The organism is Campylobacter sp. CFSAN093241, assembly GCF_012889595.1.
Taxonomy (GTDB): Bacteria; Campylobacterota; Campylobacteria; order Campylobacterales; family Campylobacteraceae; genus Campylobacter_D; species Campylobacter_D jejuni.
On record NZ_CP040612.1, the window covers coordinates 1,360,257 to 1,374,884 of the forward strand.

The window sequence follows — 14,628 nt, forward strand, 5'->3', positions numbered from 1 at the left end:
TTTTTACTTTTAATTATAACAACTTTGCTTTAAAAGCTCTCTTAATCAAAGTTTTTTAGTCTTATTTGTCTAAAAAGAAATTTTTATAAAAATTGCCGTTGAATTGATTAGTTTGTAAAAGATATTTTTTAAAATTACATACTAAAACAGGATTGGGTTTATAAGCATGAGCTTCACGCCAAAAAAATTGAAGTTTTTTTGGATAAGATAAGCCTTCAAAATCATAAAAAGCATTGCCACAAACCTTAGTCGGACAGCCTTCTAAAATAGCACTAAGGCCTACTGTTGAATTTATAGTAATACAACCCAAAGCCTTTCTTAAAAGAACTGGCAAGTGGGTATCATGAACATATAAAACCCTTCCTTCTACATGATATTTTTGACTTAAATCATTTATGAGTTTAGAATAATTCTTATAGCCCCTATCCATGGGATGGTGTTTAAAAACTAGATAAGATTTAGCTCTTGCATGGTTTGCAAAAGAAAGTATGGTTTCCTCTATAAAGTGCTCTATGCTTTTTTTGTAATGATATTTAATTTGCGTATCACTATAAACTTGTAAAATCGCCAAAAAGTACTTTTTTTCTAAATTATAAATCTTTTCATTTAGTTTTTTTTCTGTAATCTTATAAAGATACTTTCTATACAATGATCTAAACCAAAATAAAAATTCAAAAGGATATAAAGTGCGATGATGAAGTTTGTTGTTAAAAAATGGAGCCAAAATAAAAGCAAACAACCAATACAAAAAAGCATCAAAAGCCATAAATTTAAATCCACCTGGAATTTCTTTTATGCTTTCTTTGGTAAAAATATTTTGAGAAAGATAAAAATTTTTATCACGCGGTAAAGAAGAATTTGCATTCACCCCATCTTTTTCCAAAGTAATACAATAAGGCCTTAAATATCCTTCTTCAAAAATCCATATTTCAATTCCTAATTCTTTAGCCACTTTAATAGCCTTAGCATGTATAATGCGACAATCATTATACATTAAAATAGCATCGATTTTTTTATTTTGAAAAAAATCTCTATAGAAATTTTCAAGATCTTTTTCATCACACTTACACCTCGTTCCGCTAGGATAGAAAAAAAAATCTCCGCCGTTAAAATTGAGTTTAAAAACTTTGGTTTGGTTTTTTCTCATTTTCACTGCAAGATGATGAAAAAAATTTCCCACAGGCCCTTGCAAGAGTAAAACATTTTTACCGCTAAATTCTTTTTTAATTTTAGTGCTAAATCTCATTTCTTTGCTAAAAATTCATAAAATCTTCTTATTTTTCTAAGCATAAAAGTTTTAAAATCTATTGCCAATTTTATATATTTTTTTGAAAAATAAGCTTTTTGTAAATTTAGCATTATATCTAAACAAACTTCAATTTCACATAAAGTTTTTGTTTTAGGATTTATATATCTTGGATATATGATCAAAGCACCTGCTACAAGCTCTTCTAGGCTTAGTTTTCTTGTTCTTCTTTCACATCTATATTTATCTTTTGTTAAACCCCAGCCCGCATAAAAAGGCATACCATAAGTAAAAACTTTTTTAGCTCTTAAAAGAGCATCAAAACCACTTGTAGAAGTAATAGTGTGAATTTCATCAGCAATTTTTATAGCGCTATCAATACTGCAATCTTTTACAATCTCATCACAAAATTCCAAGATGAGTGTTTCATCTTTTAAACCTACACGGTTGCCGCTTAACACATCAGGATGGGGTTTAAAGATGATATAAGCATCTTGATTTTTAGCACGCACCTCCTTAAGCAAATCAAGAGTAGATAAGCCAAAACCCCCTAAAATCATCGAAACATCATCTTCAACTTGAGCAGGGATTAAAATAATCTTTTGTCCTATTTTGGCATTGATCTTTAAATTTTCATGCTTTAAGCCATTGTATTTTGAAAAGCGGTTCTCAAGTAAGATTTTTATAATATTTTTTGCCCTATTTAGCATATTTTCATCAAAAATTTCGTTTTGCAAAAGCTCTTCTAATTTACTTGCTTTATTTGGATCTATGTAAAGTCCTTTATCATCAACGTTTAAAGAAAAAGGTCTTGTTAAATCAGAACCTAGCGAAATTGAGCGGATAAAACCATCTTCAACTAAAGAAATTTTAGGAATAAAATGGAGCAAATTCTCATCTTGCGCTTTTTTTATAAGAGTAGTTTTAAGAGCGTTATAATCTATCCTTTTACCCCAAATGAAAAATTTATCATTTTCTTTAAGTTTATATCTAGCTAAAGATTTTAAAGAATTTAAAAAAATAATTTTATTATCTTTGGCCTTAAAAAAAGGCCTGATAAAATACCTTTTCCATAAGGTAAAACCTAACATAAAAAGCCTGTTAGAATTTGCCTTTTCTATATCTTTATATTTTGCTAAAGTTTGAATAGTATCAAAAATATTACTTTTTTGATTTAAATAAGGATTAAAATACTCGCTATAAAGTATATAAGCAGCATAGAAAACTTCTTCTAAACTTCTTTTTTGCATCCTTCTTTTACACTCTAATTTATCTTTTGTTAGACCCCAACCTGCATAAAAAGGCATGCCATAACAAACACACTCACATCCTTGCATCAAAGCTTCAAAACCCATACCAGAAGTTTTGGTATAAACCTTATCAAAAAACTCAAGCAAGGCTATGGGATTAAAATTTTCAGTGATTAAAATACATTCTTTAGGTAAGGAATTTATATCTAAATCACTTTGTTTTTTACCGCTTAAAACGTCAGGATGGATTTTTATATAAATTTTAGAATCAGGATTTTCTTTTATAGCATCTTTTATCATATCGACGGTTTTAAAATCTTTAGCGAGCCCAAATTCAAGCGAGGCATCATTTGCCGTTTGAGTGATGATTAAAACGCGTTTTTCATCTTTTTGAAAATAATCATCTGGAATATCGAGATTGTTATTATACTTGCTAATTTTATATTTTTTGATAAGCTCTATAACTTTTTTAGCTTGCTTGATTTCTTCATCTTTAAATTCATAAGTATTTAAAAGATTTTCAAGCTTTGAAGGTGCTGTTGCATCATAATAAATGCCTATATCATCTTTAACCATAGAAAAACTTGGGCTATTTTCAACCCCTAAATTTAATGAGCGGATAAATCCATCTTCTAAAAGTATGAATTTAGCCTTATATTTTTTAGCTAAATTTATAGCTTTTAAACCTGATTTTTTGCGTCCCCAGCCAAGGAAAAGATCATCTTTATTTATTTTTGATTTTTTCTTATACAAAGAAATGGTGTAAAAATTTCTAACATTAGCAATAAGTTTTTTTGATATTGAGTAATGCTTCACAATGCCAATTTCTTTATTATAAGTTCAACTTTTTCTTCTAAATTATTTCGACAAGAATTATTGATCACTAAATCAGCCTCTGGTTTATCAAATTCTATATCAACACCAACTACATTATTAATTTCTTTATTTAAAGCCTTAGTATAAAGCCCTTTTTGATCTCTTTGTATTAATTCATGCATATCGCATTCTATATAAATTTCATAATAATTTTTTAATTGCTTTCTATTGTAATCATAAATCTCATTAAACATTGAAATCGTAGTGACAATAACCATCATACCTTGATCGTTTAAAAATTTTGCAAATTTAGCTCTTTTCAAAGCCATATCTATGCGACCTTGTCTATCGTATGCATAATGTCCTAATATTTCTCTTAACTCATCTCCATCGAGATAAATAAGGTTTTTATATTTTAGTTTTAATTTCTCATACAAAGCTTGACCTATAGTTGTTTTTCCACTTCCAGCTAAACCAGTAAGCCAAATAATATAAGGACTATTTATCAATTTGCACCTCTAAATCACTCATAAAATCAATTTCACACCAATTGCCATCAATTTCCACTGCTTTTGCGTTGTTGTATTTTTCAATTAAAGCTTGCAAAAAACTTGTCATGTACATATTTTCAAAATTTTTATTATCATATAAAATATCTCGATCAAGCATTTCATAAAAAGCAATAACTTCGGAAAGAAATTGATAAGAAAATTTAAAAAGTCCTATATATTGAGCTTCTATCTCATCATAGGCATTAGCTTTTTTTCCAAGTTCTATAATATAACCATTTGTCATCTTTAATGTTTCAGCATCTTCTAAAGGATTTGCAAAGCGTTTGCTCCAAAGCTTACGCCAAGACTTATCAACTACTATAGCAAGTTCTTCTTTGGCATTTATAAGCTTTTGCACGCAATCTTGAGAATAAACAATATCCGCATAAGAAATAATCAAATCTTGTTTTTCTTCTATGCATTTTAATATAAAATCTTTAGCGCAAAAAAAAGTATGAACCATATTGGTTTTATCATATTTTGAATTAATAAAAAAATGCTCGATATCATATTTATTAAGATAATTTTTTAGCACTTCGTTTAAATATCCACCCACAACAGCTATTTCATTTATACCTGCTGATTTTAAAGCTTCGATTTCATAATCTATGATTTTTTTATTCTTATACTCAACCATACACTTTGGTTGATCTTTTGTTAAAGGCATCAGCCTTGATCCAAAACCTGCTGCTAAGATAATTGCATTCATATTATTCCTTGATTAAACTAAACCACTCTCTTAAAATTTGAATATTATTAAGCCCATTTTCTCTTTCAATATGCCACATTATACCAAAAATATTTTCATACTTATGTTTAAAAGCTTCTATGGTATTATCTTCTGCTAAGCAAAGTTCTACAAGATCTTCGCCTAATTTTTCAATAGCAAAATTATGAAAAGAATTGCTTATAAATTTTTCTTTTGAGAAAAATACTTCATGTTTGCCTATATGATTTTCACAAGGACTTATATGGCTGTTAAAATAATGAGCTATCATCTGAGCCCCTCTGCAAATTCCTAAAAGTGGTATTTTTTCTTCTAAACAAATTTCTATAACTTGCTTTTCATATAAATCTCTCTTTTTGGATAAAACATTAGGACTATAAAAACTTAAATCATTGCCACCACTTAATATTACAGCTTTTATTAGATGTTTATAATAAGAAAAATCTATTTCATAGCTAAGAGGAAGAGGAGTAAAATTTTTAAATAAATCTTTATTAAATAATTTTCCCCAATCCAAAGCCAAACATTCTCTTTCTTCATGATAGCTTTCGTTGCAAATAAGCCTTTGAGTAATACCTATAAACAAAATATTTGCTCACTTTCACATTCTATATTTATTTTTTTAGCTTTTAAATATTTTTCAAAATTTTCTTCTCCAACTCCTATAACAGCAGGCATTCCAAGTTCTGAGGCACGAATGGCCATATGTGAATTAGCACCCCCATAACATGTAATAAGTCCTGCTATATTTTTTGTAAATAAATAATCATATCCGGGATCTGCAGCATAAATTAAAACAATCTTTCCTTCTAAATCTTTATCATTTTCCTTTGCCGTAAATGCAGTAATACTCTTTTGTGTAATGAAATTTGGAATAATGCTATGATTATAAAAAGAAAAAATTTCATCGGCATTGCAAAGCAAAGAAGGAAGTTTTATAGCTTGTGTAAGTTCATATTCTTTTTTATTGCGATTAATTTCTTCTACAAACTGCTCTTTTGGATTTATAGAATAAAGACTAGAATAAAGATTTAAAATGCTTTTTATATCAAGATGAGCCAAATCTTCTTTTTCAATGCCATAATATTTGCCTAATTCTTCTATATAAACTATAGCTTTAGAAAGCAATCTAGTGAATTTAAATTTAACGAGCTCTCTACCCTCGATAGCCTGTTTTAAAAAATCAAAAAATTCACAAGCATTAATCTCTAATCCATGCTCTCTAAGTAAAACATTTAAAGCTTTTGTCTTTTCTTTTGAAAAAACAAAAGCTTTATCTTGTAAATAAACTTTACTATCTTTTTGATCCACATCAAAATAAAGCTCAAAATCTTCATCATATCTTGGAGATAAAATATTATAAGTTCCTGCTCTTAAGTGTCCAAAATCTTTCAAAAATTGATCTTTGTTGTGAAAATTAAGATGGTTTGTTTGTTTACTTAAATTTTTGCTCACTGTATTGAGTGAATTTAAAAAATCATCTTTTTCCTCTTTGGTTATAAAATCAATCTCAACTAAAGAATTTAAAAGTTGCATTGCTACAAATGCAGCCCTAGCCACCCCCGCAAAAGGCAAGGTTCCATAACGCTTGCATTCTTCAATAAGCCAATAAATTTTATCAATTAAAGAAAAATTAGAATTAATAATGCCATCATATCTTTCTTTTAGCTTATAAGCTTTTTGTATATCTTTTAAATAAAACCCTGATCTAGGATTAATAATCTTATTTGTAAGTTCCAATAATGAAAATTCTAATCTTTTGATTTCATTTTCATTAAAACCATGATTTAAAAGTTCTTCTAATTTTTTAGAACTATTAAAGTCATAACAAGAATAAACAATATTAAATTCAATCTTATCGTGCAATTCATGATTTTTATTAAGCTTATCTAAGTAAAAATTGACAAGTTTTTGTGCAATATTTTCATCTAATTTTTTTGGTATAAAAGAATTAAAAGATAATCTTACATCTACATAAGGAATGCCTAAAAAAGAATGGATTAAAGGATGGGATCTTAGATCTCTATAACCATAATTATCTCTTTGATACGCCCAGATATTATCTGTGATGATTTCTTTATATAAACTAAAAGCTAAACGCCTAGGTCTTAACCCTATGATTTCAGCTGGATTCCAATCAGGCATTACCCCAAAAATAGCTTTATCTCCCAAAACTCTAGATCTTGATTCTTTTAAAGACTCAAAACGTTTATAAAATCTATATAAAGCTTCTTTTGGTAAAGAATGAAATAAATTATTTTTTTCATGCATAACCAAAGGACGCACTTGTAAGCAAAAAAGTTCTTCCTTATCATCTTGAATAGCAAATGCAAATTCAACATCTAAAAAATGACAATCATATAAAACTTCTAATTCTTTTATAAGTTCTATAATTTTTTGAAGTCTAATATCTTTAAATTCTAAATAATTTCTGTAATGATAGTAAGTTTTTGCACTCTTACTGCTTCCATCTGTAATAGAGCTATTTGAACCATTTTCATCATATTGAAGACAAAAATAAGGGGAAAAATTATCCTTATCAACACTAAAACCAACTCCACAAAGAGTAATGTTTTCAAGCATAGGTTGAACTAAAATTTCATCGCTTTTTGATGGCATAGAATTGGCAACTTCATATAAAGCTTTTAATAACTCATCTTTAGAATCAGCTTTAATATTTGCCAAAGAAAGAAAAGCACCTGCATTGGAGTTTTTCATACTATCTTCACTTAAAGAAGAACTTCTTATAATGAGTCTATTAGCCTTTAAGGTTTGAATGTCCTGTAAAACTTTATCTTCATTTGATATTAATTCTTCAAGCGAAGTTAAAACCAAAGGTAGAACTTTTGCTTTTTTTAATTTTGTTTGTAAATTTTTTAAATTTTGTGCTTTGGTTTTAAAATTTAACTCCGCCATGTTTTTCCTTAGTTTTATATTTTTTTAGCACTCCAACAACGAGTGGTATATTTTATGCTAAATTCCTTAGGAAGTCTTTGTGAAATTTTATCACTAATTTTATTAAAAAGTTCACTTCCTTCATCAGTCTCCAAATCCCAATAAGGATTTTTAACACTTTTCCATGCATTAATATAATTTTCAATGCTTTGATGAAAATAAAAATCCTCTTCAATATAAACAATATTATCAAAAAGATCCTTTCGACTCTCTATAATTGGTCTTTGATCTTCTCTTCTTGTTCCTCTTGTATAATTTGGTACAAATTCTACAATAGTATCTTCAGCTATTTTTTGCACAGGATCGTTTAAATCCCTGTGATTCCACATACAAGAAAAATATCCCTCTGATTTTAATAAGCGATGCGCTTCCTCTAAGGCTTCATTTCTATCCATTACATTAAAACTACTACCAAAAGTCACCCAATCAAATTCACTATTTTGGAGTGTTGAGTTTAAGCCTGTTGCTCTAACCCAGTCAATCTTTTGATCCTTGGTTCTTTCTATCCCGATCTCACGCATCGCATCATTTGGTTCTACAGATACTACCCTACATCCTCTTTCTAAAAGCATAATGCTTAAATTTCCAGTTCCTGCGCCGATATCAGCGACTTTAATATCTTTTTTTCCAACTAAACTAATAAGCATATCTATAGTTTTTGGAGCATAATTTGGTCTATAGCTATAAAATTTAGCATGCTTGGTATAATCCCACACTTGTTCTACTAGTTTTTGCATTTTATTTCCTTTTTTTCATCTTTAACAAGCTTGATGAAAAAAAGGAGGTATTTTATGCTTTTCTAGCTGTCCATGCTCTTATTTTATAAGGAATCTCTATACTTTGCATATGAGAAATTTTAGCTTCTATCATCTCTAAAATTTCCTTCCATCTTTTTTCACCTGCTTGTGCTTGTATATCATTTACAGAATGCCAAGCTCCAAGATAACGCTCTTTATCCCAAAACTCTTTATAGTCACACTCCATAAAAAAGCAGTCTGTGAAATCTCCTGTTGAAACAAGAATTTCTTCCCATTTTTTAACATTTTGAGTGCCACTGCTTACACGAGCAAGATCTGGAACAATATGTTTAATCTCCTTTTCAATTTCATCAAAAACCGAACCCTCTACAATGTGGCGAGGATTCCAAATCGCAGTAAAATACCCCCCCCCTGTCAATATACGATTAAATTCTGGGAGAGATTTTTTAGGATCTGTCCAATGGAAAGAACTAGCCATGATGACCCAATCAGCTTGATTATTGCTCATGCAGGTTTCTTCGCCACTCCCTTTATGCCAAGAAATATTTGATAAATTTTGTGTAAATTTTTGTCCTTCTTCGCGCATATTATCGTTTGGTTCCACAGCACTAATTTGGCATCCAAACATTTCTCCCAACATCTTAGTAAGTTTTCCAGTTCCAGCTCCTACTTCAACAATATTTAAATCTTTAAAATTTTTATTTTTATCATTGATACAAGCTACAAGTTTTTCAAGTAAAAATGGACTATAAGCAGGTCTATTATGATAATGCTTTGCAACCTCTGTAAAATCCCCTTGTTTCATATTATTTCCTTTCTCTAAATTAAAACATAATTATATCTTTTTTTTATTAATTTACAAAATCTTTCTCCTGAATATCACCCATCCAACTCCTTGCACATTTTTTCAAATTCTTGATAGTATTTCCAAGAAGCTACTATATTTGGATGATGTTGCTTAATACAAATCAACTCTTGATCAAAAATTTTTTTCCATTGCCTCATAAGAGTTTGATTATTTTTCAAATAAGCTAATATTTGATTTTCACATATTAAACATTTTGCTTTTAAATCAAATTTAACCTTCATCTTGGATATAAATTCTTCTAAATAAGACTGAATACATTTTATCAAAGTCAAATTATTCTCTAGATAAACAAATTGTTCCTTAGGAATACAAAAAATTAAATTTTCGAAAGGTAGATTATCTTTAAATAATACAGGATTAATTTTCTTATAATTATTTATTTTGTGAAGCTTAAAAAACTGTCTTGTAGTAATTAAAATTTCAATAATTTTACCATCGGCATAATTTACCCCAAAATTCTCCAAATCTACGCATAAAATAAGTGGAATTGATAAAAAAGCTCCTAACATATCATATACTACGGTATCATAGAATAAATTTTTTGATATTTGTCTAAAATGGTATAAAGCATTTAATTGACTAAAAGTATGATAAGCATATTCAGGTTTAATACTAGCCATGTCTAAGTAAGTAATTTTTTCTATTTTAAAAAATTGTGTTAAAAAATTTAATCTAAAAAAGCTTTCCGCATAAATCCAATAAGTTTTTATATGATCACAGGTTGGCAAAGGAGATTCGAAATAATATGTCTCTCTATCTAAAACTCTTTCTATAGGTGTATCCAAATCAAAACGATCAAGTCTATTCGACTTTAAATTAATATGATTTAAACCCGTTTTTAATCTCGAAATTGGATCCCTAACCAAATATACTACAGGTTTATTTTTATTTAAAAGATTTAAAAATCTTTTAAGATCTCCCCTGGAAACATAAACATGAGTGTAATCAGTATATGCTATGACATTATATTTTAAAGGGTTATTTAGCAACTGCATGAAAATGTTAGAATATATAATAAATGGATTATGATGAATATATTTGCAAATATTTACTTCGCAAAGTTCCAAATACATTGTCATTGCTGCATTACCCGATAAAGCAGAAGAAAGCCACACAAACTCATAGTTATCTGGTAAAGGCAAATTCATTTCCCAAGCAAGTTCAGCTGGTATATTATGATAATTGATTTTTTCATTTTTATCATTTAATTTCTTAGGATCAAGTAATGAAGGATAAGGATGGTTTTCTTTTTTGTATCTTTCTTTGAAATCATCTGATAATAACCATTCTTCTATAAGATCGAAATTTTGTATAAAATAATTAAAATTGTGAAAGATATTATCTAATATTGCTTTATAATCTTGATGAATTTTTAATATATTTTTTATTCTTGAAAATTCTTTTAAAAATAATTGTTTATTATCTATCAAACCTTCAAGGATACTAGAGTTAATCTGATCAAATTCTTTAAAAATTTCTCTAAAAATTTGAAATTCTTTATTTGCTTTTTTAATATTATTTTTTAATTTAAATCCACCCCCTGTATACCAAGTTTGATAAGCTTTGATTAAAACTTCACCTAGCATATAAGACAAATGAAATTTATATCTTAAAGCTTGCTCATAATCACTACATGCTTCTAAACTTGGGTATTTGAGTTGAGGAAAAACTTGTATGGTTTGTTGATAAATTTTTTGTTCTTTTTTGTGTTGTTTTTTAATTTTATAAAGTTTTTTAAATAATGCTATATACCCCCCCCCCACTACTACTGTTTGTAAAATCAATCATAGCTTGACCTAGTTTGTAAGCAAGATGATTTTTTACTCTTTCTATAGCCGAATTCGGATTATGCATAAAAGATTCCTTATAAAAATTTTTATTTTTAATACAAAAATAAGTTATTATTATACATTATAATTATATAATAAAAACCAAAAGAAATGAAATTTAGTTTTTGTTATACTTTCTCTTCAACCTAGGCACATCTTTGAATATAAATTTGATATACCCCGCCCCATACCAATTCTTATTAGCTTGCATTAAAGCTTCTCCTAATTTATAAGTAAAACATTCTTTTTCTTTTAAAGCTTCATTATAATCAGGATAAGTTTCTAAAGGTGGTAAAGCCAAATTTGGATTTTCTTTTATCTTTTCTTCATAGGCTTTTTGTTCAAATTTATGTTTGTCTTTTATATAAGATAATACATAAGGCATTCTTATATATCCTAGTATACTTTTTGAATTTTCTATCAAAGCTTGTCCTAGTTTATAAGATAGATGGTTTTGAATACGAACTTTGGCTGAATTAGCTTGAATAAAAGTAATTTTAGGGTTAATTATACTCATTTTTAGACCTAAAGATTTAGCAAGTTTTTTACTTTCTAATTTTTTAATAATTAAATCCTGTTCTAGATTGGCTAATTCTAAGATTTGTTTTTTTGTCCATTTATCCTCTAGAAGCTTATTGTTTGATTTTAATTTTTTAATTTCGTTATCTTTTTGCATTAAAACATTTTTTCTTATATAAATCAATTCATTCGCTTTATAATCACCGATATATTGCTCTCTCCATATTTTAAAATCTCTGTTTAAAAGATAATCAATTCCTATCCATAAAAATTTATTGATATCATTAGGACAATTATGATACATATCATTGGGATTTATATTATATTTAGTAAACCAAAAAATATCACACTCTGTTACAATTCTAGGATCAGCTATAGCCATTCTTGAAAAAGAAGAGTGACCACACCAAATTATTTTTGTATCAAGAGTTGGATTATTTTTCCAATAATCAATATATCCTAAAATTCTAATAGGATTTTTAAACATTATATCACACCGTGTATATAATAATGCATCATATTTAAAACCTTTTTCTTTTTCATAAGTGGTTCTTAAATTAGAAACTTTATTTAAAGTGATAGGATAACCATAAACACCTTTTTCTAGTTTTTCAATTAATATTTTTTTAGGTTGATATAAATCAATAATATCTTTTTGATCTTGACTAGAAATTTTTTTTTCATTCATTGTAGGATAATAATCTATTTCTTGATGCCATAAATTAAACTGCTCTTTTGAGGTATCTACGGAATTATATTTATCCCAAGTATGTATAAATATATCAATTTCATAATCCTGAGAATTGACATCCAAAATATTCAATTTAAAATTATCATAAGTATCTCTAAACGTTCTAATAAAACCAAAAAAATGTATAGCTAATTTTTTTTTCATGTTTTTCCCTTTATTTATTAATCCAATATTTGTCAATTAAATACTCATTTGGAGTTCCAAAAGAAAAATAGTTATCAAGTAAAACATAGTAAATTTTATTTTTACCAAGCATAAGATTAAAAACATTATCTATAAAAAATTCATCGTTAACTTTGACTTCTTTTTTAAACATTTCATTGATATAGGAAATTAAAGTTTGATTGTTTTTAAAATAAAAACTTCCTATCATAATTAAATGACTATTTTCAGCTCTATACTTCACACATATTTCCTTTACAAATCCTTTTTCATCACCATTTACCCAAGTAAAATAATTTGGATTATCGTAATTAAATTTGGAAGCTTTAGCAACAAAAATAATTGCATCAGATTCATCCTTTATTTTTTTAAAATCTGAATTTATATGCTTAGCAAGCAAATCACAAGGCAATATCAAAACATCTCCTTTCAAATCTGCACAAGATTCTTTATAAGAATACGCTGCGCCTATTTTATTTGGCTTAACATATCTAACTTCAGTTTTTATATTTTGCCAATATTTCTCATGATCTTGTGCTCCAACACAAATAATATTTGTATGGACATTCTCCAATTTTTCAATAATATTATTTATAATAGTTGATTGACCAAGCGGTAGAAATGGTTTAGGTTGAGAAAAATTTAAATTTAAAAATCTTTCACCACGACCAGCTGATAAAATTACAGTATTGTCTATATCAATTTGCTCGTTTATTAAGTTTGTACTTATTCTCAATTTTTCCTTGGCGTATTCGAAATCCTTTGGAGTGCCAAATTGATAAAACTTCTCTACAAAAGGATAGCAAAGTACTTTTTGAAGATAATTATTTGTTATTGATAAATAATATTCACCATTTAGCATATCAATAGCAGCAATCTGTTTTTCTATAGCTTCAAAAACTATTTTTAAAGATTTAAAATAATAAATTCCGCTAGAGTGAAATTCATTAAATTTATCTTTAGAGCAATATTTTTCTATAACTTTATATACGGTATTGCTTTTATCATATACTTTACATACCGCATAAACATTCTCAACTGGTTCTAGATGTGGATGATAACCCGTATAACAAGGAATAATACCTTGTGCTTCATTATTCTTTTTAACAAAATCTAAAAAATGTTCATAGTTCCATTTTTGACCAAAATCACAATAGCTAACAATTACAGGCTTGTCTAAAATTTCATCTAAAAAATCTCTTACACCAATTAAAGTTCCAGCTGGACCAAGCTTTAATCCATCATAGACTATGACATTAGCATTTAACTTTCTGCTTGTTATAAAATTAATAAATTTATCCTGCTCTTCTTTTCTAATAATAAAATAAAATTTATCTTTTATTTTATCAAAACAATTTACCACAAAATCTAAAATACAATTATTTTCATTTACTTTTATAAACGGTTTTAACTCTTTATAACCAGCTTCCTTAAAACGCTTGCCTATTCCAGTGGCTGGTATAATAATATTCATTATTTCTCCTTATCTTGCATATACCCATATCGGTATTTTTCTTCTGGCATATTAATCAAGTTTGTAATTTGTATTGCACTAATTTCAGATAAATTTAATTGTTTTTTTCTAGCAATATTTTCCATTGCCTCTCTAAATAACCACAACTCAAAACTTTCAACATCTATAGCATCATCGGGTGTAAAAATGTTATTATTTTTTTCAAAAAATTCATTTTTTAATGTTTGATGAAGTATAAATAAATCTTCTAGTATTTCTGAAAATATAATAACTCCATGATTTCTTAACATTACCATTCCTTTTTGCTCATAATAATACTTTTTAGATAATTCTTTACATAATTGTTCTCCAGGTAAAATAAAGTCTATGCATTTATAAGTAAATTTAAAATTTTTATCACAAAGATATGGTAAAATATAGACTGGATGATAATGAACTACATATTTATTTTGAATTATTCTATGCATTCCAATCTCCATTGAAGGCTTTGTTATATTGCCTATTTTATTACTAAAATAAGTTCCAATATTATTCTCATTTTCCAATATGCAAATTTTGTGTTCTTGTTTTAAATCTTGACCAGAGGCTTTTATAATCATATATTTATCATTTTTTATTGAAATATTACCTCCTTTAGAAGGAGTATCTAAAATATTTCCAAAAACCTTACATATATTATAATACTCTTTAATTAAACAATGCAATTCTTTATTTATTTCCAT

12 protein-coding genes and 1 pseudogene are annotated in these 14,628 nt (G+C 27.4%); all 13 read right to left on the bottom strand.

Annotation, left to right across the window (positions count from 1 at the left end; all coding sequences use genetic code 11):
- Positions 1-61: 61 nt before the first annotated feature.
- Positions 62-1,246 (bottom strand): capsule polysaccharide modification protein KpsS, encoded by a 1,185-nt coding sequence (gene kpsS, locus FBE96_RS06920; protein WP_002871988.1) that lies wholly within the window; start codon positions 1,244-1,246, stop codon positions 62-64.
- On the bottom strand, positions 1,243-3,312 hold the full coding sequence (locus FBE96_RS06925; protein ID WP_002906645.1) for a capsular polysaccharide biosynthesis protein: 2,070 nt from the start codon (positions 3,310-3,312) through the stop codon (positions 1,243-1,245). The genes kpsS and FBE96_RS06925 overlap by 4 nt, the downstream gene beginning before the upstream one ends.
- Positions 3,309-3,821: a cytidine diphosphoramidate kinase gene (locus tag FBE96_RS06930; RefSeq protein WP_002871990.1), complete on the bottom strand. Its 513-nt coding sequence runs from the start codon at positions 3,819-3,821 to the stop codon at positions 3,309-3,311. Before FBE96_RS06930 ends, FBE96_RS06925 begins: the two co-directional genes overlap by 4 nt.
- Positions 3,811-4,572: a CTP:phosphoglutamine cytidylyltransferase gene (locus FBE96_RS06935; protein WP_002871991.1), complete on the bottom strand. Its 762-nt coding sequence runs from the start codon at positions 4,570-4,572 to the stop codon at positions 3,811-3,813. Before FBE96_RS06935 ends, FBE96_RS06930 begins: the two co-directional genes overlap by 11 nt.
- A 1-nt stretch (position 4,573) precedes the next feature.
- The gene (locus FBE96_RS06940; protein WP_002825815.1) at positions 4,574-5,176 is read right to left on the bottom strand and encodes a gamma-glutamyl-CDP-amidate hydrolase; all 603 of its coding nucleotides are present in this window, start codon (positions 5,174-5,176) and stop codon (positions 4,574-4,576) included.
- Positions 5,167-7,506: a PEP-utilizing enzyme gene (locus tag FBE96_RS06945; protein ID WP_002896848.1), complete on the bottom strand. Its 2,340-nt coding sequence runs from the start codon at positions 7,504-7,506 to the stop codon at positions 5,167-5,169. The genes FBE96_RS06940 and FBE96_RS06945 overlap by 10 nt, the downstream gene beginning before the upstream one ends.
- Positions 7,507-7,520: 14 nt before the next feature.
- Positions 7,521-8,282 carry a class I SAM-dependent methyltransferase gene (locus FBE96_RS06950; RefSeq protein WP_002871993.1) on the bottom strand — a complete coding sequence of 254 codons (762 nt, stop codon included), beginning with the start codon at positions 8,280-8,282 and terminating at the stop codon, positions 7,521-7,523.
- A gap of 52 nt (positions 8,283-8,334) precedes the next feature.
- Positions 8,335-9,108 (bottom strand): class I SAM-dependent methyltransferase, encoded by a 774-nt coding sequence (locus FBE96_RS06955; RefSeq protein WP_002825819.1) that lies wholly within the window; start codon positions 9,106-9,108, stop codon positions 8,335-8,337.
- A gap of 74 nt (positions 9,109-9,182) precedes the next feature.
- Positions 9,183-10,955, bottom strand: a complete 1,773-nt coding sequence (locus FBE96_RS06960) for a DUF2972 domain-containing protein (RefSeq protein ID WP_314725476.1) — start codon at positions 10,953-10,955, stop codon at positions 9,183-9,185.
- Entirely contained in the window at positions 10,906-11,025 is a 120-nt protein-coding gene (locus FBE96_RS08780) for a hypothetical protein (RefSeq protein ID WP_052775978.1), read from the bottom strand. Before FBE96_RS08780 ends, FBE96_RS06960 begins: the two co-directional genes overlap by 50 nt.
- 93 nt (positions 11,026-11,118) lie before the next feature.
- Positions 11,119-11,472: pseudogene (locus FBE96_RS06965) on the bottom strand (sugar transferase); the annotation flags it as partial.
- Between the two features lie 952 nt (positions 11,473-12,424).
- Positions 12,425-13,906, bottom strand: a complete 1,482-nt coding sequence (locus FBE96_RS06970; protein WP_002872120.1) for a sugar phosphate nucleotidyltransferase — start codon at positions 13,904-13,906, stop codon at positions 12,425-12,427.
- On the bottom strand, positions 13,906-14,628 hold the full coding sequence (locus FBE96_RS06975) for a class II aldolase/adducin family protein (RefSeq protein WP_002872119.1): 723 nt from the start codon (positions 14,626-14,628) through the stop codon (positions 13,906-13,908). The genes FBE96_RS06970 and FBE96_RS06975 overlap by 1 nt, the downstream gene beginning before the upstream one ends.

Coding starts and splice junctions, on each gene's coding strand:
- FBE96_RS06945 (WP_002896848.1), bottom strand. CDS start 7,506: ATGGCGGAGTTAAATTTTAAAACCAAAGCACAAAATTTAAAAAATTTA.
- FBE96_RS06935 (WP_002871991.1), bottom strand. CDS start 4,572: ATGAATGCAATTATCTTAGCAGCAGGTTTTGGATCAAGGCTGATGCCT.
- FBE96_RS08780 (WP_052775978.1), bottom strand. CDS start 11,025: ATGCATAATCCGAATTCGGCTATAGAAAGAGTAAAAAATCATCTTGCT.
- FBE96_RS06970 (WP_002872120.1), bottom strand. CDS start 13,906: ATGAATATTATTATACCAGCCACTGGAATAGGCAAGCGTTTTAAGGAA.
- kpsS (WP_002871988.1), bottom strand. CDS start 1,246: ATGAGATTTAGCACTAAAATTAAAAAAGAATTTAGCGGTAAAAATGTT.
- FBE96_RS06955 (WP_002825819.1), bottom strand. CDS start 9,108: ATGAAACAAGGGGATTTTACAGAGGTTGCAAAGCATTATCATAATAGA.
- FBE96_RS06975 (WP_002872119.1), bottom strand. CDS start 14,628: ATGGAAATAAATAAAGAATTGCATTGTTTAATTAAAGAGTATTATAAT.
- FBE96_RS06950 (WP_002871993.1), bottom strand. CDS start 8,282: ATGCAAAAACTAGTAGAACAAGTGTGGGATTATACCAAGCATGCTAAA.